Genomic DNA, 20,634 nt, shown 5'->3' with positions numbered 1-20,634 from the left:
CCGGGTGGCAAGACGCTACGTCATCCTCCGCCGATCGCTTCCCCAATGCTTGCGAAGCCGTCACCGGCGAGCAGGGCGGCCAGTTCGCGGAGGATGCGCGCGGGGAGTCCGGGGCCGCCATAGACGAGCCCGGTGTAGAGCTGCACGAGGCTCGCCCCGGCGCGGATCCGGGCGTAGGCTTCGGCGCCGCTGTCGATCCCGCCGGCGGCGACCAGCGGAAGCTGGCCGCCGGTTGCGGTGCGGAAATCGCGCAGGCGTTGCGCGGCGAGGCTGGCGAGCGGGGCGCCCGACAGCCCGCCTTGCTCGTCCGCATGGGAAGAGCGGAGCGCGGGCCGGCTGATGGTGGTGTTGCCGATAATCAAGGCGTCGATCCCCGCGTCGATCGCGGCGCGGGCGATCTCGTCGATTTGCGCGGGTTCCTGATCAGGCGCGACCTTGAGGAAGAGCGGCGTCGTACCGCGAGCCGTTGCCGAGCGCGCGAGCAAATCGGTCAGCGCGGGGCCGTGCTGGAGGTCGCGCAGGCCCGGCGTGTTGGGCGAGCTGATGTTGATCGTGACATAGTCCGCGACCGGTGCCGCGGCGGCGACACCGGCCTCGTAGTCCGCAATGCGGTCGGTTGCCTTCTTGTTCGCGCCGACGTTGATGCCGAGTACGCCCGTGCGTTTCGCGGCCCGTGCGCGCGGTAGCGCGGCGGCGAGCCCGCCGTTGTTGAACCCCATCCGGTTGATCACCGCGCGATCCTCGGCCAGCCGGAACAGGCGCGGCTTGGGATTGCCCGATTGAGGCAGTGGGGTGAGCGTGCCGATCTCGACCGCGCCGAAGCCGAGGCCGAAGAATCCCGCGATCGCGCGCCCGTCCTTGTCGGCGCCGGCGGCGAGCCCGAGCGGGTTGGGGAAGGTCAGCCCCGCGACCGTCACCGGCAACGACGGCACGTTCGCCGCGAGCGGCGTACCCATCGCGTCCCAGGCCGCGAGCATGTCGATCGTCAGCCCGTGGGCGCGTTCGGCATCGATCGCAAACAGCAGCGGGCGCAGCGCAAAGCTCATGCGTTCGCCATGGCAGCGACGGCGCAGCCGGTCAAAATTGTAAGAAAAGTACATTGTGGTGCGGCGAATCCGTCCAATACGACTCGGGGAAAGTCCGCATACACAAGCGTTGCGACCCGAAGGGCCCTGGGAGGGGTTCTTTCCCTCGACGGCCCGGTCTCCCTTGGGGAGGCCGGGCCGCTTTTCTATGGTCGACTTGATCCAGATCGTATAAAAGCGACATCGCGAAAGCAAAACAGGGGCGCACTTTCGTGAGCGATATCGAACTCGATTATCGGGTTCCCGGACCCGATGTCGTTGATTACGCAACTCTATTCTATTTCTTCCACACCGAATTGCCGGTGTTCGAGGATATGGAGCGCGCCGATCATGCCCAGATGCGTTTCCGACTCGACGACGGTGCGGCGCAGTATTTTTTTCCCGACGGAAGCGCGCAGCAGGCCACCCCGGTCCATGTGATCGGTCCCACCAGCGCCGCGTTCAGGGTGCGCGCCGAAGGACCGGTGCGGCTGTTCGGCTGGGGTGTCACCGCGGCGGGCTGGGCAGCGATGATGGGCGGCGACGCGTCGAATGCGCTCAATCGGATGATCGACGCGAGCGCGCTGCTTGGCCCCCGCATGATGGAAGCACGCGGGGCATTGCAGCGCGCGCGCGATTTCGATGCGATGGTGGCGATCGGTGCGGCGTTGATCCACGAACTCGCCGGCCAGTCCTGCGCAGAAATGGTGCGGTTCGCGCAACAAGTCGATACTTGGCTGGAGGACAGCCAGTCGCCAGAGATCGACGACCTGATCGCGGCGACCGGGCTGTCGCGGCGCCAGGTCGAGCGCAAGTGCAACGCGATCTACGGCGCGCCGCCCAAATTGCTGGCGCGCAAGTTTCGCGCTTTGCGCGCAGCGGTGGCGATGCGCGGCCGCGACCTGAGCTTCGACGATGCGGTCGGCCACGGGTTCTACGATCAGTCGCACCTGATCCGCGAGGTCAAGCAATTCACCGGGCTGACCCCCAAGCAGATCCGCGACCAGCCGACCGCACTCGCCGCGATTACTGTCGCGCAGCGGACGGCGCTCGGCGGGCAAGTGAAGTCGCTCATCTCCGAGACCTGAAACGTCCTGAATCGGGTTGACGGGGCGAAGTTGCGCGCCCACATGGCCAATCGGATTGAATTGATCCGATTTGAGAACCATTCGCAAGTATGAAGCTGTCTAGTCTCGCCGATTATGCCGTCGTGATGATGTCCGCCGCCGCGCGGCATTGTGGCGGGATCGGGCGTCTCAACGCGACGAGCCTGGCCGAGGAAACCGGCCTGCCGCTGCCCACGGTGCAGAAATTGGTGAGCAAGCTCAGTGCCGCAGGCCTGATCGAGAGCCAGCGCGGCACCGGCGGGGGCTTCCGCCTGTCGCGTCCGCCCGCGACGATCAGCCTGGCCGATATCGTCGAGGCGATCGAGGGGCCGATCGCGATGACCGCGTGCGTCGATCATGGCGCGCACGATTGCTGCGTTGAGGAAAGCTGCAAGGTGCGTCCGCATTGGAACGCGGTGAATGGCGCGGTGCGCGGGGCATTGGCGGGGGTCAGCCTCGCCAATCTCGCCGTGGCGGAGCACGCCTGATGGACACCGATATCAGGAACGCCGAGGCGCACGCCGCCGCGAACAAGACCTATGAATGGGGCTTCAGCTCGGACATCGAGCAGGAGTTCGCGCCCAAGGGGCTGAGCGAGGACACCGTCCGCTTCATCTCGGCCAAGAAGAACGAGCCCGAATGGATGCTCGAATGGCGGCTGAAGGCGTACCGGCTGTGGCTGACGATGGAGATGCCCGATTGGGCGAAGCTCAACGTCGACCCGATCGATTATCAGGACGCTTATTATTACGCCGAGCCCAAGGCGAAGCCGAAGCTGGGGAGCCTCGACGAGGTCGATCCCGAAATCCTGCGCGTATATGAAAAGCTCGGCATCCCGATCGAGGAACAGAAAGTGCTCGCGGGGGTGGAGGGCAGCCGCAAGGTCGCGGTCGACGCGGTGTTCGACAGCGTTTCCGTCGCGACGACCTTCCGCAAGGAGCTCGAAGCCGCGGGGGTCATCTTCCGCTCGATCAGCGAGGCGATCCGCGAATACCCCGACCTCGTCCGCAAATGGCTCGGCAAGGTCGTTCCGCAGCACGACAATTACTTCGCCGCGCTCAACTGTGCGGTCTTTAGCGACGGGACCTTCGTGTATGTGCCCGAGGGCGTGCGCTGCCCGATGGAGCTGTCGACCTATTTCCGCATCAACGCCGAAAATACCGGCCAGTTCGAGCGCACGCTGATCGTCGCGGACAAAGGAGCGTACGTCTCGTATCTCGAAGGCTGCACCGCGCCGATGCGCGACGAGAACCAGCTCCACGCGGCGGTGGTCGAACTGGTCGCATTGGACGATGCCGAGATCAAATATTCGACCGTCCAGAACTGGTACCCTGGCGACGAGAACGGCAAGGGCGGCATCTATAATTTCGTCACCAAGCGCGCGCTGTGCCAGGGCCGCAACAGCAAGGTGTCGTGGACTCAGGTCGAGACCGGCAGCGCGATCACCTGGAAATATCCGTCGTGCGTGCTCAATGGCGAGAACAGCGTCGGCGAATTCTATTCGGTCGCGGTGACCAACAATTTCCAGCAGGCCGATACCGGCACCAAGATGATCCACAACGGCAAGGGCAGCCGCTCGACGATCGTGTCGAAGGGGATCAGCGCGGGCCGATCGAACAACACCTATCGCGGCCTCGTCCGCGTCGCGCCGGGGGCGGAAGGCGTGCGCAACTTCACCCAATGCGACAGCCTGTTGCTCGGGTCCGAATGCGGCGCGCATACCGTGCCGTATATCGAGGTGCGCAACCCTTCCGCGCAGATCGAGCATGAGGCGACGACGTCGAAGATCAGCGACGACCAATTGTTTTACGCGATGCAGCGCGGGCTCGATCAGGAAAGCGCCGTCGCGCTGATCGTCAACGGCTTCGCGCGCGAGGTGCTCCAGCAGCTTCCGATGGAATTCGCGGTCGAGGCACAGAAGCTGCTGGGGATTAGCCTTGAGGGGAGCGTGGGGTGAACCCGCCGCGCGATTCCGACGGTGTGCGCGTGCTGGATGCCGGCGCCGACCTGCGCGTGTCGTTCGCCGAAGGGCGCGATCACGCCGCGGCGGTCGAGCGGGCAACCGCTATCCTGCGGCGCGAGGGCGTGGTGGTGCTCGACGATCTGGTCGACCCGGCGCTGCTCGAGGCGTGCCGGCAGGAGATCGTCGCGCGCTACCCCGACTACGACCAGCGCGATGTCGAGCGCGACCTCGGCTCGTTCCCGGGGCGCTACACGATGCCGCTGGTGATCGACGGGCTGCTCGCGAAGCGCGCGATCTTCGCGCCGCGCGCGATCCGCGAGATCGGGCGGAATCTGCTCAGCGCCGAGAACATCCTGGAGTCGCTCGGCCTGCTCGTCTCGCTGCCGGGGTCGCCCGACCAGGGCCAGCATTTCGACGGGCTGCTGTTCACCGAGGGCAAGCTCGACCGCGTGCTGCCGCCGGTCGCGCTGTCGATCTCGATGCCGCTGGTGCCGCTCGACGAGGCGAACGGAACGACCGCGTTCTGGCGGCGCAGCCACCGCGAGAATTTCGCTGGCGGACCGCCCGATTTCGCGCCGGCGATGCCGGTCGGGTCGGTCGTGATGTGGGATTTCCGCACGATCCACAGCGGGCGCGGCAACCGCAGCGACGCGCCGCGCCCGATCCTGTTCTCGGTCCACAGCCGCGACTGGTGGCAGGAGCCGAAGCGAGCCAAAGCGGTGCGTTACAAGAAGCTGCAGGTTGCGCGCGCGGTGTACGACGGCTTCGGCCCACCGATGCGCGACTTCATCTGCCGCGCCGACATCATCGATTGAGTAGAATGACCATGCTTTCCATCACCGACCTTCACGCCGAAATCGACGGGAAGGAAATCCTCAAGGGGTTGAGCCTGTCCGTGAACGCGGGCGAGGTGCACGCGATCATGGGGCCGAATGGCGCGGGCAAGTCGACGCTCGGCTATGTGCTCGGCGGGCGGCCTGGGTACGAGGTGACCGCGGGATCGGTCGCATTCGACGGCGCCGATCTGCTCGCGATGGAGCCGCACGAGCGCGCCGCCGCTGGCCTGTTTCTCGGCTTCCAATACCCGGTCGAAATCCCCGGCGTGTCGAACGTCCAGTTCCTGCGCGAGGCGCTCAACGCACAGCGCAAGGGGCGCGACGAAGCGCCGTTGTCGGGCGGCGATTTCCTCAAGCTCGCGCGCGCACAGGCGGCTTCGCTGTCGATGGACGCGGAGATGCTCAAGCGCCCGGTCAATGTCGGCTTTTCGGGCGGCGAGAAGAAGCGCAATGAAATGGTCCAGATGGGGATCATCGCGCCGAAGCTCGCGATCCTCGACGAGACGGACAGCGGGCTCGACATCGACGCGCTGCGCGTGGTCGGCGACGGCATCAACCGCATCATGCGTGGCCCCGACAAGGCGGTGGTGCTGATCACGCATTACCAGCGGCTGCTCGACTACGTGCAGCCCGATTTCGTCCATGTGCTCGAAGGCGGCCGGATCACGCGCTCGGGCGGACCCGAACTGGCGGTGCAGCTCGAGCGCGAAGGTTATGGGGTGGCGGCGGCGTGACCTTAGCCCTCGCCACCCTACCGACCCGGCGCGACGAAGCGTGGCGGTATAGCGACCTTGATGCGCTCGCGACCGCGTGGCCCGCGCCCGCGGCGGAGACGATCCGCGTCGTGGCGGGCGAGGAGATCGCGCGGCTGGTGGTGCAGGACGCCGACACCGGCGATGTCGCGGTCAGGGATTTCACGGTCGTGCTCGAACGCGGCGCGCGCGCCACGTTTCATGTGCTCAACACCGGCGGCAAGCTTGGCCGCGTCGCGATCGACGTGACGCTGCACGAGGGCGCGCATTTCGAATTGGGCGGCGCGATTATCGGGGGGGGCGAGCAGACGCTGGAAATCGTCACCACGCTCAACCATGTCGAGCCCAATGCGACCAGCAACCAGGTCGTGCGGTCGGTGCTCGGCGGCAAGGCGACGGGCAGCTATCTCGGCAAGGTCGCGGTCGCGCGCGATGCGCAGCAGACCGATGCCAGCCAGTCGGTGAAAGCGATGTTGCTGACGCGTACTGCGACCGCCAACGCCAAGCCCGAGCTGGAGATTTTCGCCGACGACGTGAAGTGCGCACACGGCGCGACGGTCGGCGAACTCGACGCCAACGCCTTGTTCTATCTGCAAAGCCGCGGGATCGCGCCGGCTGAGGCGAAGACGCTGCTGCTCCGCGCGTTCATCGGCAGCGTGTTCGATGGGATCGGCAATATGGTGCAGCGCGAGGCGATCGAGGCGGCGGCGCAGATCGCTTTGGAGCGAATATTGTGAGCGTGGTTTCTTCCTCTTCTCCCCTCCCTCCTAGGGAGGGGTTGGGGGTGGGTGCGAGCGCAGCGAGCTCTACCGGCCGACCCGCCCCCAGCCCCTCCCTTGTCCGGGAAGGGGAGTTGGAAGCACTCGACGTGCTCGCCGATTTCCCGGCGATCCCGGCGGGGTGGGCGTATCTCGACACCGCCGCGACCGCGCAGAAGCCGCGGCCCGTGCTCGACGCGATCAGCCGCGCTTATGGCGAAACCTACGCGACGGTGCACCGCGGGGTGTATCAGCGCTCGGCCGACATGACGCTGGCCTACGAAGCGGCGCGCAAGCGGGTCGCGAGGTTCATCGGTGCGCAGCCCGACGAATGCGTGTTCGTGCGCGGCGCGACCGAGGCGATCAACCTGGTCGCGCAGTGCTGGGCGGGCAAGCAGCTCAAGGCGGGCGACCGCATCCTGCTCTCGACGCTCGAGCATCACAGCAACATCGTGCCGTGGCAGATGATCGCGAAGAAGGTCGGCGCTGAAATCGACGTCGTGCCGTTGACGTCGGACGGCAAGATCGACGTGGACGCCATGGCGAACATGCTGACCAACAAGCACAAGCTGGTTGGGCTCGCACATGTATCGAACGTGCTTGGGTCGGTGCTAGAGGTTAAACAGGCGGTCGGGCTGGCGAAGCTGTTCGGTGCCAAAGTTCTGCTCGACGGGTGTCAGGCGGTGCCGCGGATGCCGGTCGATGTTCGCAAGATTGGCTGCGATTTCTACGTTTTCTCCGGCCACAAGCTTTACGGCCCGACCGGAATCGGCGTGTTGTGGGGAAGGGCCGAACTGCTCGACGCGATGCCGCCGTATCAGGGTGGTGGATCGATGATCGACCGCGTGACCTTTGAGAAAACGACTTATGCCCCGCCGCCGGGACGGTTCGAGGCGGGGACGCCCCATATCGTCGGCGTGGTCGGGCTGCACGCCGCGATCGATTATGTCGAGGGGATCGGGCTGGAGCGCATCCACGCCCATGAAACCGCGCTCGTCGCCGCGACGCGCGAGCGGCTGGGACAGATCAATTCGGTGCGGCTGTTCGGCCCCGCCGACGCCGCCGGGATCGTCAGTTTCGGGGTCGAGGGGGTGCATCCGCACGACGTCGCCACCATCTTGGACGAAGGTCAGGTGGCGATCCGCGCGGGGCACCATTGCGCGCAGCCGCTGATGGACACGCTCGGCGTGCCGGCGACGGCGCGCGCGAGTTTCGGGGTGTATAACTCGCTGGCCGACGTCGAGGCGCTAGCGGCGGGGGTAGAACGCGTGACGAGGATCTTCGGATGAACGAAGAGAGAAAGATTGCAGTGGAAGAAGTCGCGTCGGTCGAGACGCCGCCCAAGGCGCGGGTCGATGATGCAAGCCCCGCCGAGACCTTCGAGCGCAAGCGCGATTATCTCGCCGGATTCCTCGCGCAGAAGCCTGAGCCGCTGGCTGGCGGCGAACCGGGCGGCGAACTGTACGAAGCGATCATCGCGTCGCTCAAGGAAATTTATGACCCTGAAATCCCGGTCAACATCTACGACCTTGGGCTAATCTACGGTGTCGAGGTAACCGACGATGGCCACGCCGCGGTGACGATGACGCTGACCACGCCGCACTGCCCGGTGGCGGAATCGATGCCCGCCGAAGTCGAACTGCGCGTCGGGAGCGTGCCTGGTGTCGCGATCGCCGACGTCAACCTGGTATGGGACCCGCCCTGGGACCCGCATAAGATGTCCGACGAAGCCAAGCTCGAACTGGGGATGTTGTGATGGCGACTACACTCCGGCCGCGCCCCGCCGCGCTGATCCTGACGCCCAATGCCGAAGCGCGGATCGCCGAGCTGATGGCGAAGGCGCCGGCGGAGGCTATCGGCGTCAAGCTATCGACCCCGCGCCGCGGCTGTTCGGGCCTCGCCTATTCGGTCGATTACGTGACCGAAGCCAAGCCGTTCGACGAGAAGATCGAGACACCCGGCGGCACGCTCTATGTCGATGGCGGGTCGATCCTGTACCTCGTCGGGTCGACGATGGACTGGGTCGAGGACGATTTCGCCGCAGGCTTCGTGTTCCAGAACCCCAACGCCAAGGGCGAATGCGGGTGCGGGGAGAGCTTTACGGTTTGAGGCGGGTTTGCAGGATCAAGACGATCGAAGGCTCGTCGACATCTATGCTTTCGAGAACCTTGCGGACGGCTGGCGCATCTGCAGCCGCTATTGCCTCTTCGTAAACCGATAGCTGATTGGTTTCGAACAGCCGCTCGTTGACCGTCATTCCCGCGAGGTCGTAGCGTTTGTTCATCCCGCCTTCCGCAGCAACAACGCCGTTCGCAAACACTCGCACACCACCTCGTCGCGCTGGTTCAGCATACGGTGCTTCCACGTCACCAACCCGGCGTTGGGGCGCGATTTGCTGTCGCGCAGTTCGGTAACTTCGCTCGTCGCGCGGAGTGTGTCGCCGATGAACACCGGCTTGGGCATCACGAGCTTATCGTAGCCGAGGTTCGCCACGAGCGTGCCCATTGTCGTTTCGGCGACGGTGATCCCGACCATCAGGCTGAACGTGAAGGTGCCGTTGACGAGGATGCGGCCGAACTCGCTCGCCTTCGCCGCTTCGGCGTCGAGGTGGAGCGGCTGCGGGTTGTGGGTCATCGTCGACCACAACAGATTGTCGGTCTCGGTCACCGTGCGGCGCAGCGGGTGCTCGATCGTCTCCCCGACGGTCCATTCGTCGAAATGCTTGCCCGGCATCAGTGCACCTCCGTCAGGTAGAGCTTGAACCCAGCATGGCTCTTTTGCCAGCCGAGGCGTTCGTAGAAAGCGTGCGCGCGGACGCGGTCGTTGTTCGAGGTGAGCTGCGCCATGAAGCAGCCGCGCGCGCGGCACTGCTCCACCGCCCAAGCGATCATCGTTTCGCCACGCCCTTTGCTGCGCTGATTTGCTGCGATCCGCACCGCCTCGATTTGCCCGCGCCACGCGCCGCGATTGAGCAGGCCGGGGAGGAAGCTGAGCTGCATCGTGCCGATCACCGCGCCGTGGATTTCGGCGACGATTAGCCGCTGGTTGGCGTCGCCATCGATTGCAGCAAAAGCCGCAGCATAAACCGGATCGAGCGGTGGCCCGGGGTCGTCCTTGCGCCCGCCGATCTGGTCCTCGGCGAGCAACGCGATGATGGCCGGCAGGTCCGCGTCGGTCGCGTCGCGGAACGTGAGTTCGCTCACTCGGCTTTCTCGATCCGCGCGAGCAGCGCGTCGACCTGCACCTGCGCGCCGGCGGCCGCGTTCAACTCGGCGACCGTGCCGTCGAACGGCGCGACCAGCCCGTGTTCCATCTTCATCGCTTCGAGCGTGAGCAGCTTCTGGCCCTTGGTCACCGCATCGCCCGCCGCGACATCGACCGCGATCACGCGGCCCGGCATCGGCGCCAGAATCGCACCGTCGCCGATCGCGCCCGCCGTGCTGCCGCGCGATTCGTCGAGGCGGAACTCGTACGTCACGCCATGGTCGACCGAGATCAGCGCGTCGCCGCGCGGCCAGAGCGGATAGCCGGTATACTTGCTGCCGGCCCGTCCGGTGAACCGTCGATCGCCATCGCGCAGCCGAACGGCGAGCCCGCGCTCTGCATTGAGGCGAAAGCCCACCGCACTGCCCCACGGGAGGCCGACCGGCATCCCGCCATAATGCGCACTCACCGAACGCGCATCGGCGGACCCGGCAGCGAAGGAGGATGCGGCGGCGTCGAGCAGCGCTTCGGGCGGCTCCTCCGCGCTGGTAAGTTCCTCGGCATGTGCGGCGATGAACCCGGTATCGACATTGCCCGCGGCAAATTCGGGATGGTCGGCGAGGCGGTACAGGAACGCAGCATTGTTGCGCAGCGGCCAGGTGGTCACGCGGTCGAGTTCGTCGCGCAGCCCGCGCCGCGCCTCGTCGCGGTCGTCGCCCTTCGCGATGACTTTCGCGATCATCGGATCGTAGAAAGGCGTGACCGCGTCGCCCGCGCCGACCCCCGTGTCGACACGCACCCAAGAGGAGTGCCTCGCCTCGAAAATGTCGATTGGGCCGATTGCCGGCAAGAAACCTCGAGCTGGATCCTCGGCATAGAGCCGCGCTTCCATCGCCCAGCCGTCGATCGACAGTTCGTCCTGCGTCTTCGGAAGCGGCTCGCCCGACGCGACCCGCAATTGCCATTCGACCAGATCCTGCCCGGTAATCTCCTCGGTCACCGGATGCTCGACCTGCAGCCGCGTGTTCATCTCCATGAACCAGATGCGGTCGGCGCGCAGCCCTTCGCTTGCATCGGCGATGAATTCGATCGTCCCCGCGCCGACATAATCGACCGCTTTTGCTGCGCGCACGGCCGCCGCACAAATCGCCTCGCGCGTCGCTTCGTCCATGCCGGGGGCGGGGGCTTCCTCGATCACCTTCTGGTGGCGGCGTTGCAGCGAGCAATCGCGTTCGAACAGATGGACGACGTTGCCGTGGCTGTCGCCGAACACCTGCACTTCGATGTGGCGCGGCGAGAGAATGTACTTCTCGATCAGCACGCGGTCGTCGCCGAACGACGAGGCCGCTTCGCGCTGGCACGAGAGCAGATCGTCGGCAAATTGCTGCGCAGCATCGACCCGCCGCATCCCCTTGCCGCCGCCGCCCGCGACCGCCTTGATCAGCACCGGATAGCCGATCGCGTCGGCCTCCGCCTTCAGCCGGTCGGGCGACTGGTCCGCGCCGAGATAGCCCGGCGTCACCGGTACGCCCGCCGCGATCATGCGCTCCTTGGCCGCGTCCTTCAGGCCCATCGCACGGATGCTGTCGGGGTTGGGGCCGACCCAGATTAACCCGGCGTCCTTCACGGCCTGCGCGAAATCGGCGTTTTCGGAGAGAAAGCCATAGCCCGGATGGATCGCCTCCGCGCCGGTTTCCTTCGCGGCGGCGATGATCTTCTCGCCGACCAGATAGCTTTCACGCGCCGGCGACGGCCCGATATGCACCGCCTCGTCGGCTTGCCGCACATGCAGCGCGTTCGCGTCGGCATCCGAATATACGGCGACCGTGCGCACGCCCATCTCGCGCGCGGTGCGAACGATGCGGCACGCGATCTCGCCGCGATTGGCGATGAGGAGCGAGGCGATCAATTCAGGCTCCGCACCCGGTCGTGCGCTGCGACCAGGTCACGTTCTGCACCTTCCACGCGCCGTTCTCGCGGACCATGTCGAAATGGTCGACGCCGCACGTCGCGACCTTGCCGTCGACCGACAGCGTGAAGTCGCCCCACACCATCGCGATGTCGCCGTCGATCTCGATCGCCGGCTGGCCGCTGAACTGCTCGTGATATCTGTGCTCGCCGGGTTTGACGTTGGCGAGATATTCTTCCCACGTCAGGTGGCGCACGATCCGCTCGCCGTTGGCGCGAGTCGCGGCGACGGTCGCGCCGCCGCCCCCGCCGATGCGGAGCTGCGCGCGGATCGCGTTGGCGTCCGCCGCGTCGATCCCCGCGAACCACGCGCGCAGCGGCGCCATCACCTGTTCCTCCTCGCTCGCCGGCGGGGGCAGGGGGTTGGCGGGCGGCAGCTTGTCGGTCGACTGCGGAGCCGCCGCGAGGAAAAGCGCGATAAAGGGGGCAAGCATGGCCTACTCCATTACATCCTAAACACGCCGAAGCTCTGGCGCTGCGGGATCGGGGCGTTGAGCGTCGCGGCGAAGGCGAGGCCGAGGACGTCGCGCGTTTGCGCGGGGTCTATGATGCCGTCGTCCCACAGCCGCGCGGTGGCGTGCCACGGCGACCCTTGCGCTTCGTAATCGTCGCGGATCGGTTGCTTGAACGCCTCGGTTTCTTCCGCGCTCCATTTGGCGGCGTCGCGGTGGACCGTCGCGAGCACGCTCGCCGCCTGCTCGCCGCCCATCACGCTGATCCGGCTGTTGGGCCAGGTAAACAGGAAGCGCGGGGAGTAAGCGCGGCCCGCCATGCCGTAATTGCCCGCGCCGAAGCTGCCGCCGATCAGCACGGTGATCTTGGGCACCGTCGCAGTGGCGACCGCGGTGACGAGCTTGGCGCCGTGCTTGGCGATCCCTTCCGCCTCGTACTTGCCGCCGACCATGAAGCCCGAGATGTTCTGCAAGAACAGCAGCGGAATGCGGCGCTGCTGCGCGAGCTCGATGAAGTGCGCGCCCTTGACCGCGCTTTCGCTGAACAGCACGCCGTTGTTGGCGAGGATCGCTACGGGCACGCCCCAGATGTGCGCGAAGCCGCACACCAGCGAGCTGCCGTAGAGCGCCTTGAACTCCTGAAACTCGCTGCCGTCGACCAGCCGCGCGATGATCTCGTGCACGTCGTACGGCGCGCGGACGTCTTGCGGGATGATGCCGTACAGATCGTCGGGATCGAATTTGGGCGGGCGCGGCTCACGGAACTCGATGTCGGGCGCGCGGTCGGCGGGGAGGTGGCTGACGATGTCGCGGACGATCGTCAGCGCATGCTCGTCATTCTCGGCCAGGTGATCGACCACCCCAGACTTGCGCGCGTGGAGGTCGCCGCCGCCCAGGTCTTCGGCGCTGATCACTTCGCCCGTCGCCGCCTGCACCAACGGCGGGCCGGCGAGGAAGATCGTGCCCTGGTTGCGCACGATCACGCTCTCGTCGCTCATCGCGGGAACGTACGCGCCGCCCGCGGTGCAGCTGCCCATCACGCACGCAATCTGCGGGATGCCCTTGGCGGACATATTCGCCTGGTTGAAGAAGATGCGCCCAAAGTGATCGCGGTCGGGGAACACCTCGGCCTGATGCGGCAGATTGGCGCCGCCCGAATCGACCAGATAGATGCACGGGAGGCGGTTTTGTTCGGCGATCTCCTGCGCGCGGAGATGCTTCTTGACGGTCATCGGGTAGTAAGTGCCGCCCTTCACCGTGGCGTCGTTGCACGCGATCATCACTTGCCGCCCCGACACGCGGCCGATCCCCGCGATGATCCCCGCGCCCGGCACTTCGCCGTCGTACAGGTCGCACGCGGCGAGCTGGCCGATCTCGAGGAACGGCGAGCCCGCATCGAGCAGCCGCTCGACACGGTCGCGCGGGAGCAATTTGCCGCGCGCGGTGTGGCGCTCGCGGCTCTTTTCGTTGCCGCCGAGTGCTGCCTGCGCGACGTCGGCGCGGAGCTTTTCGGCGAGACCGCGGTTGTGCGCGGCGTTGGCGCGGAACGTTTCGCTGTCGGGAGAGAGTTTGGTGTCGAGGACGGGGGCGCTCATGGCGTCTGCCTAGCCTCGCGCAACACCCTTGGGAAGCCGCTGGCGCGCGCCGTTGCGTTGGTGTAGCCCACGAGTCATACACCGTATCGAAAAGAGGGTCCCCGATGAAGCGCTCCATTCTCGCCGCCATGCTGCTCGCCACAACCGCCGGAGGTGTCGCTGTCTGGCAATCGCCCGCGATCGCCCAGGCGGTGATGGGGACCAAGTCGGGTGTCGACCAATCGCTGATCGACCGCAACGCCAGGCCGGGCGACGATTTCAACGCCTATGCCAACGGCGCGTGGCTGAAGACCGCCGAAATCCCTGCCGACCGATCGTCGATCGGGGTCGGGGTCGACGTGTCGAAGGTCGCCGAGGAGCGCAACGCGAACATCATCCAGAATGCGGGCGCGGCGAAGGCCAAGCCCGGCACCGACTTGCAGCGGATCGCGGATTATTATGCCGCGTACAACGACACCGCGGGGATCGAGGCGCGGGGCATCGCGCCGCTCCGCCCGCAACTCAACGCGATTGCCGCGCTCAAGACCAAGGCGCAACTCTCGGCGATGCTCGGGGCGAACATGCTGGCCGACACCGACCCGTTCAACAACAACAATTATGCCTCGACCAACGATCTGTTCGGCCTCTTCGTCAGCCAGGACCTGAACCGTCCGACGGTCAACGTGCCGTACATCATGCAGGGCGGGCTCGGGCTGCCCGACCGCGATTACTATCTGTCGTCGTCGAAGGAGATGGCGAGCCTGCGCGACGGGTATAAGGCTTACCTCGCCAAGCTGTTCAAGCTCGCCGGGTACAGCGATCCGCAAGCCCGCGCCGATCGCGTCTTTGCGCTCGAAATGAAGATCGCCGCGGCGCAGACCGACATCATCACCGCGCAGGACGCGCACAAGGGCAACAACCCGTGGAAGCGCGCCGATTTCGCGCGAAAGGCGCCGGGGATCGACTGGAACGCCTTCTGGACCGCGGCGGGGCTGCCGAAGCAGCAGGACTTCATCAACTGGAACCCGGAGACGACGACCAAGCTCGCGGCACTCGTCGCCAGCGAACCGATGGCGTCGTGGCAGGACTGGTTGGTGTTCCACCAGATCAACGGATACACGTCGGTGCTGCCCAAGGCGTTCGACGACGCCTCGTTCGATTTCTACGGCAAGGAACTGAGCGGCACACCGGCGCAGCGCCCGCGTGACAAGCGCGCGATCGCCGCGGTCAACGGCGCGCTCGGCGATCCGGTCGGCAAGATCTATGCGGCGAAATACTTCCCAGCCTCGTCGAAGGCCGCGATCCAGACGATGGTCAAGAACATCGTCGCGGCGTTCGACCGCCGTATCCAGGCGCTCGACTGGATGGCGCCCGCGACCAAGGTCGAGGCACGCAAGAAGCTCGCCGTGCTTAAGGTCGGCGTGGGCTATCCCGACAAGTGGCGCGCCTTCCCCTATTTCGCGGTCGCCGCGAACGATCCGGTCGGCAACCTCGCGCGCGCCAGGCAGTCGAACTACCGCTATCACATCGGCAAGCTGGGCAAGGCGCCCGATCGCAGCGAATGGTGGATGACGCCGCAGACGGTCAATGCGGTCAACCTGCCGCTCCAGAACGCGCTCAATTTCCCCGCGGCGATCCTCTACACCCCCTATTACGATAATGGCTTCGAAAATGCCGCCAATTACGGCGCGATCGGCGCGGTGATCGGGCACGAGATCAGCCACAGCTTCGACAATTTGGGGTCGGACTTCGATTCGACCGGGCGCCTGCGCAACTGGTGGACGCCGACAGACCTCGCCCGGTTCGAAGCGTCGGGCAAGGCGCTGAGCGACCAGTATGACGCCTATGAGGTACTTCCCGGCCTCCACGCCAAGGGCGAGCAGGAATTGGGCGAGAATATCGCCGACACCGCTGGGCTGACCGCCTCGTACGAGGCGTACCACGCATCGCTCGGCGGCAAGCCGTCGCCGGTAATCGACGGGCTGACCGGCGACCAGCGCTTCTTCCTGGCGTTCGCGCAGAGCTGGCGGACCAAGATGCGCGAGCGCTCGATCCGTGCGCGCGTCGCGACCGATGTCCACGCGCTGGCGTTCCTGCGGACGGAGACCGTGCGCAACCTCGATGCGTGGTACGACGCGTTCGGGATCAAGCCCGGCGACAAGCGCTATCTCGCGCCGAAGGACCGCGTCCACGTCTGGTGATCGGGGCGAACCCCGCGCGTCAACCGCGCGCGGGGAACAGCCGCGGGTTGCGGAGCAGGATCGCGGAGACGAACGCGACCAGCACGCCGACGGGCGCGACTTCCATCGCGGTCATCGCCATGCGGATCAGGGGGTTGGCGTACATCGCCCGCATCGCGTCGCCCTCGGCGGTGATCTTCGCGATCTGCGCCGTGCTCTTGCCGCTGGCGTGGGCGTCGCGGAGCAGCTTGGCGACGTAATCGTCCATGAAGCGATAGTGTGTAATCGCGAGATATGCCTCCCAGATCAGCACATAGCCGAGGCACGCGATCAGCGCGATCAAAAGTCCGAGCCCGAGCGCGCGGCCGAACCGGATCACGCCGCCACCCTCGACATCGCGATAGCGCTTCACCCCGACGAACACGAAGCTCATCGCGACCAGCATGACCGAATAGCCGAACGCCAGCGTCGCGACGAACTGAACGCGTTCGTGGAGCGTGCCCACTACGGCGATGAAGGCCGCAAGAACGGCGGCGGAAAGGCCACCATAGATCAGCGAATAGCGCAGCGTCGGATTCATGACTTCTCCCCCGGTTGTCGAGTACGGCGCACGTCGTCGCCGATCCCCTCGCGGCGCACTATCGCCCGAACGGGTGATTTTCGCGAATCGCGCTTATTCGATGAGCGATAGGAAGCGTGCTTTCTCGATCGCCTTGATGCGGCGGTCGACCTCCAGCTTGGCGAACAGGCTGGCGAGGTGAGTCTTAACGGTGTTGGGAGAGACGCCAAGCGTCTTGGCGAGTTCGTCGTTGGTCCGGCCAGAAGCGAGCAGGTCGAGCACCTGGCATTCGCGCGGCGTTAGACCGAGCGACGCGACCGCAGCCCTATTGCGCGCGAACGGCGCGGCGGGTTTCCGCGCGGTCAGCTTGTGCCCGACCCACAGCCCCAGCGCGGTGAATCCGAGCGCAAGCAGGCTCACGTAGAGATCGGTCGAAATATCGCTTGCGGCATAGCGGAACTTGAGTTGCTCCAGCGCGACGGCGGCGACGGCCAGCCCCAATCCGTAGAGCAGAACGGTCCGCCACATCGCGCTGGTCAGCTGCCAGCTCCGATCAGCTCGCGCCCGATCAGCATGCGGCGGATCTCGTTCGTCCCCGCGCCGATGTCGAGCAGCTTGGCGTCGCGCCAATAGCGTTCGACCGGCCAGTCCTTGGTGTAGCCCGCGCCGCCCAGCGCCTGGATCGCCTCGCCAGCGACCTTCACCGCGCTTTCGCTCGCCAGCAGGATCGCGCCCGCCGCGTCGAACCGCGTGGTCTTGCCCTCGTCGCAATTCTTCGCGACCGCATAGACGTACGCGCGTGCCGAGTTGAGCGCGACGTACATGTCGGCGACCTTGGCCTGCATCAACTGGAACTGGCCGATCGACTTGCCGAACTGCTTGCGCTCGCGGACGTACGGCACGACGACGTCGAGGCACGCCTGCATGATGCCGAGCTGAATGCCGGCGAGCACGGTGCGCTCGTAATCGAGCCCCGACATCAGCACCCCGACCCCGCCGTTGAGCGGGCCCATGACGTTTTCCTCGGGCACTTCGCAATCGTCGAACACGAGCTCGGCGGTCGGCGAGCCGCGCATCCCGACCTTGTCGATTTTCTGCCCGATCGAGAAGCCGGGCATGTCCTTTTCGATCAGGAAGGTGGTGATCCCGCGCGATCCCTCGCCGGTCTTGGCGTAGACGACGAGCGTGTCGGCGTACGCCGCGTTGGTGATCCAGAATTTGGTGCCGTTGAGGACATAACCGCCCTGCACGGCTTCCGCCTTAAGTTTCATCGACACGACGTCCGACCCCGCGCCGGCTTCCGACATGGCGAGGCTGCCGACATGCTCGCCGGAGATCAGCTTGGGGAGGTACTTCGCCTTCTGCTCGGGGCTGGCCCAGCGGCGGATCTGGTTGATGCACAGGTTCGAATGGGCGCCGTAGCTGAGCCCGATCGACGCGCTGACCCGCGACACTTCCTCGCACGCGATGACATGCTCGAGATAGCCGAGGCCGAGCCCGCCATCCTCCTCACCGACCGTGATGCCGTGCAGCCCGAGCTCGCCCATTTCGGGCCACAGGTCGCGCGGGAACCAGTCGTCGTGATCGATCTTCGCGGCGAGCGGCGCGATCCGGTCGGCGGCGAAGCGCTGCGTTACTTCGCGGATCATGTCGGCATTCTCGCCGAGGCCGAAATCGAGGGTGGCGTCCATTGTCATCTCCCGCCGGGCGGTTTCGTCTGTTACCAACGCCCTAGACGAGCAATTGGGGGGTGCCAATGTCGAGCCTGTTCCGCCGCAAGATCATCACCGAACAGCCGCCCGAACATCGGCTGGCGCGCACCTTGTCCTGGCCGCACCTCGTCGCGTTGGGGGTGGGCGCCATCGTCGGTACCGGCATCCTGACACTGATCGGCGTGGGAGCGGACCGCGCGGGGCCGGCGGTGCTGGTCAGCTTCGTCGTGGCGGGGGCGATCTGCGCGTGCGCGGCGCTGTGCTATGCGGAGATGGCGACGATGATCCCCGCGTCGGGGAGCGCCTATACCTACAGTTACGCGACATTGGGGGAAGTGATCGCCTGGGTCGTTGGCTGGTCGCTGATCCTCGAATATTCGCTCGTGGTGGCGACGGTCGCGGTGGGGTGGGCAGGGTATGCCAACGGCTTCCTCGCGGCGCGGGGGGCGGGGCTACCTGACTGGCTGACGCACGGCCCGACCTTGGCCGGGAGCTTGGCGGACGGCACGCTCCACCTCGCGACGCCGGGGATCAACGTGCTGGCGATCGTCATCATCGCGGTCGTTGCGGGGCTGCTGATGCTCGGCACGCGCGAGAGCGCGCGGATCAACACCACGCTGGTGGTGATCAAGATCGCGACACTGACCTTGTTCGTCGCTTTCTCGCTGCCGCATTTCGATGCCGCCAACCTGCACCCGTTCGCGCCGCTCGGTTATGGCAGCACGGCGGGCGCTGGCGGGGTCAAGTATGGGATGATGGGCGCGGCGGCGATCATCTTCTTCGCCTTTTACGGCTTCGATGCGATCTCGACCGCGGCGGAGGAAGCCAAGAACCCCGACCGCGATCTCGCGATCGGGATCGTCGGATCGATGGTCGCGTGTACGATCATCTACCTGATCGTCGCGGCGGCAGCGGTCGGCGCGCTGCACTATACCAAGTTCGCCGACAGCCCGGAGCCGCTCGCGCTGATCCTGCGCGGGATCGGGCAGGGGACGGTCGCGGCGGTAGTCGCCGCGGCGGCGGTGATCGCGTTGCCGACCGTGATCCTCGGGTTCCTCTATGGACAGAGCCGCATCTTCCTCGTGATGGCACGCGACGGTTTCCTGCCGCCCAGCCTTGCCAAGCTTTCCGCGCGCGGTACGCCGGCGCGGATCACGGCGGTGACGGCGGTGCTGGTGTCGATCCTCGCCGCGCTGACCCCGCTCGACGTGATTGCCAGCCTCGCCAATGCCGGGACGCTGTGCGCGTTCATCGCGGTCGCGGTGTGCGTGCTGGTGCTGCGGCGGCGCGAGCCGAACGGGCGGCGGCCGTTCAGGACGCCCGCGGCATGGGTGGTGGCGCCCGGCGCGATCCTCGGTTGCCTCTATCTGTTCACGAGTTTGCAGACGGTGACGCAGATCTCGTTCTTCGTGTGGAACGCGATCGGGCTGGCGATCTACTTCCTCTACGCGCGCCGCCGCTCGCTAGTCGCGTAGCGCCCAGCGCACCGTCTCGGCGATCCCGCGCGTGCCCAGGCGGATCGCGGGCTTGGTCAGCGTCGGCGTCCGGAGGCCGTGCATCCGCCGGGTCCAATCGGGCAGCAGCTCGATCGCGGCGTTCATCGTCAGCGTCTGGAACGGGACCAGCATCAGGCTCGGCGGTTGCTGATGAAGCAGCAGGTGGAGCACCTCGCGGCTGCGCTCGTCTGCCTTCAGCTCGGGTAGGAAATCGCGAACGATCGCGTCCGCCTCGGCACGGCTGCGCGGCACCGGGTCGGCGCCGAGCATTTCGGCAACCACCGCCATCTCCGCGAAATAACGGTCCTGGTCGTCGGCGCTCATCCCCGGCTCGCCGTAGCGGATCCATCCGCCGAGGAAGCTCATCGCCCCCGCGACGTGCACCCAGGCGAGCAGATGCGGATCGCTCGCGGCATAGGGTGTTCCATCGGGCAGCGTCCCCGACACGGCATGGTGGATATGGCGCACCCGCGCGATTTGCGCCTCCGCCGACGCGCGAGTCTCGAACGTCGTCTGCGCCATGAACCGTGCGGTGCCGCGTAGCCGCGCGTGCATGTCCTCGCGGAACCCCGAATGGTCCCACACACCCGCCAGCACCTTGGGGTGAAGCATCTGTAGCATCAGCGCGGCGATCCCGCCGACCATCATCCCCGTCACGTCGATATGGACTCGCCACGCGACCGAGTCTGGCGCGAACAGTCCGCTACCGTCATGCGCCAACTCTATGCGTGGGTTCGCCGGGTCGGACAGCAGGCCGCGGATCTGTCGGGCGATCGAGGAACGGAGACCGAGCATGGATCGGGAGATAGGGAGGTGCGGAGCAGTACGCGAGGGGTTGAGGTCGCCTGCGCTCCCGTCACCTGCGTGCGCGAAATGTCCTCCGGACATTCCGCGTCTCGCTGGTGACCCCTACGGGGCTCGAACCCGTGTTTCAGCCGTGAAAGGGCCGCGTCCTAACCACTAGACGAAGGGGCCATCCGGGGATGAGGGTCGCCGGTTAGGGAAAGCGC

Annotated in this window: 22 protein-coding genes and 1 tRNA gene; 11 read left to right on the top strand and 12 right to left on the bottom strand. The window is 66.3% G+C overall.

Annotation, left to right across the window (positions count from 1 at the left end; genetic code table 11):
• Positions 1 to 20: 20 nt before the first annotated feature.
• Positions 21 to 1,046, bottom strand: coding sequence for a quinone-dependent dihydroorotate dehydrogenase (locus E7773_RS02270; protein ID WP_293987548.1), 1,026 nt, complete (start codon positions 1,044 to 1,046; stop codon positions 21 to 23).
• Positions 1,047 to 1,297: 251 nt separating this feature from the next.
• Here E7773_RS02270 and E7773_RS02265 point away from each other — a divergent pair, with 251 nt between their 5' ends.
• The 9 genes from E7773_RS02265 (at position 1,298) to E7773_RS02225 (ending at position 8,588) form a co-directional block, all read left to right on the top strand.
• Positions 1,298 to 2,152 (top strand): AraC family transcriptional regulator, encoded by an 855-nt coding sequence (locus E7773_RS02265; RefSeq protein ID WP_293987546.1) that lies wholly within the window; start codon positions 1,298 to 1,300, stop codon positions 2,150 to 2,152.
• 89 nt (positions 2,153 to 2,241) lie between these two features.
• The gene (locus E7773_RS02260; RefSeq protein ID WP_293987544.1) at positions 2,242 to 2,658 is read left to right on the top strand and encodes an SUF system Fe-S cluster assembly regulator; all 417 of its coding nucleotides are present in this window, start codon (positions 2,242 to 2,244) and stop codon (positions 2,656 to 2,658) included.
• On the top strand, positions 2,658 to 4,127 hold the full coding sequence (gene sufB / locus E7773_RS02255) for a Fe-S cluster assembly protein SufB (RefSeq protein ID WP_293987542.1): 1,470 nt from the start codon (positions 2,658 to 2,660) through the stop codon (positions 4,125 to 4,127). The genes E7773_RS02260 and sufB overlap by 1 nt, the downstream gene beginning before the upstream one ends.
• Positions 4,124 to 4,948: a phytanoyl-CoA dioxygenase family protein gene (locus E7773_RS02250; protein ID WP_293987540.1), complete on the top strand. Its 825-nt coding sequence runs from the start codon at positions 4,124 to 4,126 to the stop codon at positions 4,946 to 4,948. Before sufB ends, E7773_RS02250 begins: the two co-directional genes overlap by 4 nt.
• 11 nt (positions 4,949 to 4,959) lie before the next feature.
• Positions 4,960 to 5,703, top strand: a complete 744-nt coding sequence (gene sufC, locus E7773_RS02245) for a Fe-S cluster assembly ATPase SufC (RefSeq protein ID WP_293988210.1) — start codon at positions 4,960 to 4,962, stop codon at positions 5,701 to 5,703.
• Positions 5,700 to 6,458, top strand: a complete 759-nt coding sequence (locus tag E7773_RS02240; protein ID WP_293987538.1) for a SufD family Fe-S cluster assembly protein — start codon at positions 5,700 to 5,702, stop codon at positions 6,456 to 6,458. Before sufC ends, E7773_RS02240 begins: the two co-directional genes overlap by 4 nt.
• A 116-nt stretch (positions 6,459 to 6,574) precedes the next feature.
• Positions 6,575 to 7,768, top strand: a complete 1,194-nt coding sequence (locus E7773_RS02235) for a cysteine desulfurase (RefSeq protein WP_293987536.1) — start codon at positions 6,575 to 6,577, stop codon at positions 7,766 to 7,768.
• Positions 7,765 to 8,235, top strand: a complete 471-nt coding sequence (locus tag E7773_RS02230; protein WP_293987534.1) for an SUF system Fe-S cluster assembly protein — start codon at positions 7,765 to 7,767, stop codon at positions 8,233 to 8,235. The genes E7773_RS02235 and E7773_RS02230 overlap by 4 nt, the downstream gene beginning before the upstream one ends.
• Positions 8,235 to 8,588 (top strand): iron-sulfur cluster assembly accessory protein, encoded by a 354-nt coding sequence (locus E7773_RS02225; RefSeq protein WP_293987532.1) that lies wholly within the window; start codon positions 8,235 to 8,237, stop codon positions 8,586 to 8,588. Before E7773_RS02230 ends, E7773_RS02225 begins: the two co-directional genes overlap by 1 nt.
• Here E7773_RS02225 and E7773_RS02220 read toward each other — a convergent pair.
• Genes E7773_RS02220 through E7773_RS02195 form a run of 6 tightly spaced genes read right to left on the bottom strand, consistent with a single transcriptional unit; the run spans position 8,578 to position 13,698 of the window.
• The gene (locus E7773_RS02220) at positions 8,578 to 8,763 is read right to left on the bottom strand and encodes a hypothetical protein (RefSeq protein WP_293987530.1); all 186 of its coding nucleotides are present in this window, start codon (positions 8,761 to 8,763) and stop codon (positions 8,578 to 8,580) included. The genes E7773_RS02225 and E7773_RS02220 overlap by 11 nt on opposite strands.
• Positions 8,760 to 9,212, bottom strand: a complete 453-nt coding sequence (locus E7773_RS02215; protein ID WP_293987528.1) for a MaoC family dehydratase — start codon at positions 9,210 to 9,212, stop codon at positions 8,760 to 8,762. Before E7773_RS02215 ends, E7773_RS02220 begins: the two co-directional genes overlap by 4 nt.
• The gene (locus E7773_RS02210; RefSeq protein WP_293987526.1) at positions 9,212 to 9,682 is read right to left on the bottom strand and encodes a GNAT family N-acetyltransferase; all 471 of its coding nucleotides are present in this window, start codon (positions 9,680 to 9,682) and stop codon (positions 9,212 to 9,214) included. The genes E7773_RS02215 and E7773_RS02210 overlap by 1 nt, the downstream gene beginning before the upstream one ends.
• Positions 9,679 to 11,592, bottom strand: coding sequence for an acetyl/propionyl/methylcrotonyl-CoA carboxylase subunit alpha (locus E7773_RS02205; protein ID WP_293987525.1), 1,914 nt, complete (start codon positions 11,590 to 11,592; stop codon positions 9,679 to 9,681). The genes E7773_RS02210 and E7773_RS02205 overlap by 4 nt, the downstream gene beginning before the upstream one ends.
• A gap of 1 nt (position 11,593) precedes the next feature.
• Complete coding sequence (locus E7773_RS02200) at positions 11,594 to 12,085, bottom strand: hypothetical protein (protein WP_293987524.1); 492 nt, start codon at positions 12,083 to 12,085, stop codon at positions 11,594 to 11,596.
• Positions 12,086 to 12,096: 11 nt separating this feature from the next.
• The gene (locus E7773_RS02195; RefSeq protein ID WP_293987523.1) at positions 12,097 to 13,698 is read right to left on the bottom strand and encodes a carboxyl transferase domain-containing protein; all 1,602 of its coding nucleotides are present in this window, start codon (positions 13,696 to 13,698) and stop codon (positions 12,097 to 12,099) included.
• Positions 13,699 to 13,802: 104 nt separating this feature from the next.
• On the opposite strand from E7773_RS02195, the gene E7773_RS02190 reads away from it, so the two are divergent.
• Complete coding sequence (locus tag E7773_RS02190) at positions 13,803 to 15,878, top strand: M13 family metallopeptidase (RefSeq protein ID WP_293987521.1); 2,076 nt, start codon at positions 13,803 to 13,805, stop codon at positions 15,876 to 15,878.
• Between the two features lie 19 nt (positions 15,879 to 15,897).
• On the opposite strand, the gene E7773_RS02185 is transcribed toward E7773_RS02190, so the two are convergent.
• From E7773_RS02185 to E7773_RS02175, 3 genes are all read right to left on the bottom strand, one after another.
• Positions 15,898 to 16,437, bottom strand: a complete 540-nt coding sequence (locus E7773_RS02185) for a DUF4199 domain-containing protein (RefSeq protein ID WP_293987519.1) — start codon at positions 16,435 to 16,437, stop codon at positions 15,898 to 15,900.
• Between the two features lie 93 nt (positions 16,438 to 16,530).
• Positions 16,531 to 16,944 carry a LuxR C-terminal-related transcriptional regulator gene (locus E7773_RS02180; protein ID WP_293987517.1) on the bottom strand — a complete coding sequence of 138 codons (414 nt, stop codon included), beginning with the start codon at positions 16,942 to 16,944 and terminating at the stop codon, positions 16,531 to 16,533.
• Between the two features lie 8 nt (positions 16,945 to 16,952).
• Positions 16,953 to 18,107: an isovaleryl-CoA dehydrogenase gene (locus E7773_RS02175; RefSeq protein ID WP_293987515.1), complete on the bottom strand. Its 1,155-nt coding sequence runs from the start codon at positions 18,105 to 18,107 to the stop codon at positions 16,953 to 16,955.
• Positions 18,108 to 18,172: 65 nt separating this feature from the next.
• On the opposite strand from E7773_RS02175, the gene E7773_RS02170 reads away from it, so the two are divergent.
• Positions 18,173 to 19,603, top strand: a complete 1,431-nt coding sequence (locus E7773_RS02170) for an amino acid permease (RefSeq protein WP_293987512.1) — start codon at positions 18,173 to 18,175, stop codon at positions 19,601 to 19,603.
• Here E7773_RS02170 and E7773_RS02165 read toward each other — a convergent pair.
• Positions 19,592 to 20,419 (bottom strand): oxygenase MpaB family protein, encoded by an 828-nt coding sequence (locus E7773_RS02165; protein WP_293987510.1) that lies wholly within the window; start codon positions 20,417 to 20,419, stop codon positions 19,592 to 19,594. The genes E7773_RS02170 and E7773_RS02165 overlap by 12 nt on opposite strands.
• 105 nt (positions 20,420 to 20,524) lie before the next feature.
• A tRNA-Glu gene (locus E7773_RS02160) sits at positions 20,525 to 20,599 on the bottom strand.
• Between the last annotated feature and the right edge of the window lie 35 nt (positions 20,600 to 20,634).

It is taken from the genome of Sphingomonas sp., from assembly GCF_004799495.1.
Lineage (GTDB): Bacteria > Pseudomonadota > Alphaproteobacteria > Sphingomonadales > Sphingomonadaceae > Sphingomonas.
This window is presented reverse-complemented; position numbering and strand designations above follow the sequence as displayed.

Coding starts and splice junctions, on each gene's coding strand:
- E7773_RS02200 (WP_293987524.1), bottom strand. CDS start 12,085: ATGCTTGCCCCCTTTATCGCGCTTTTCCTCGCGGCGGCTCCGCAGTCG.
- E7773_RS02170 (WP_293987512.1), top strand. CDS start 18,173: ATGTCGAGCCTGTTCCGCCGCAAGATCATCACCGAACAGCCGCCCGAA.
- E7773_RS02215 (WP_293987528.1), bottom strand. CDS start 9,212: ATGCCGGGCAAGCATTTCGACGAATGGACCGTCGGGGAGACGATCGAG.
- E7773_RS02165 (WP_293987510.1), bottom strand. CDS start 20,419: ATGCTCGGTCTCCGTTCCTCGATCGCCCGACAGATCCGCGGCCTGCTG.
- E7773_RS02230 (WP_293987534.1), top strand. CDS start 7,765: ATGAACGAAGAGAGAAAGATTGCAGTGGAAGAAGTCGCGTCGGTCGAG.
- E7773_RS02180 (WP_293987517.1), bottom strand. CDS start 16,944: ATGTGGCGGACCGTTCTGCTCTACGGATTGGGGCTGGCCGTCGCCGCC.
- E7773_RS02175 (WP_293987515.1), bottom strand. CDS start 18,107: ATGGACGCCACCCTCGATTTCGGCCTCGGCGAGAATGCCGACATGATC.
- sufB (WP_293987542.1), top strand. CDS start 2,658: ATGGACACCGATATCAGGAACGCCGAGGCGCACGCCGCCGCGAACAAG.
- E7773_RS02260 (WP_293987544.1), top strand. CDS start 2,242: ATGAAGCTGTCTAGTCTCGCCGATTATGCCGTCGTGATGATGTCCGCC.
- E7773_RS02195 (WP_293987523.1), bottom strand. CDS start 13,698: ATGAGCGCCCCCGTCCTCGACACCAAACTCTCTCCCGACAGCGAAACG.
- E7773_RS02270 (WP_293987548.1), bottom strand. CDS start 1,046: ATGAGCTTTGCGCTGCGCCCGCTGCTGTTTGCGATCGATGCCGAACGC.
- sufC (WP_293988210.1), top strand. CDS start 4,960: ATGCTTTCCATCACCGACCTTCACGCCGAAATCGACGGGAAGGAAATC.
- E7773_RS02185 (WP_293987519.1), bottom strand. CDS start 16,437: ATGAATCCGACGCTGCGCTATTCGCTGATCTATGGTGGCCTTTCCGCC.
- E7773_RS02225 (WP_293987532.1), top strand. CDS start 8,235: ATGGCGACTACACTCCGGCCGCGCCCCGCCGCGCTGATCCTGACGCCC.
- E7773_RS02220 (WP_293987530.1), bottom strand. CDS start 8,763: ATGAACAAACGCTACGACCTCGCGGGAATGACGGTCAACGAGCGGCTG.
- E7773_RS02190 (WP_293987521.1), top strand. CDS start 13,803: ATGAAGCGCTCCATTCTCGCCGCCATGCTGCTCGCCACAACCGCCGGA.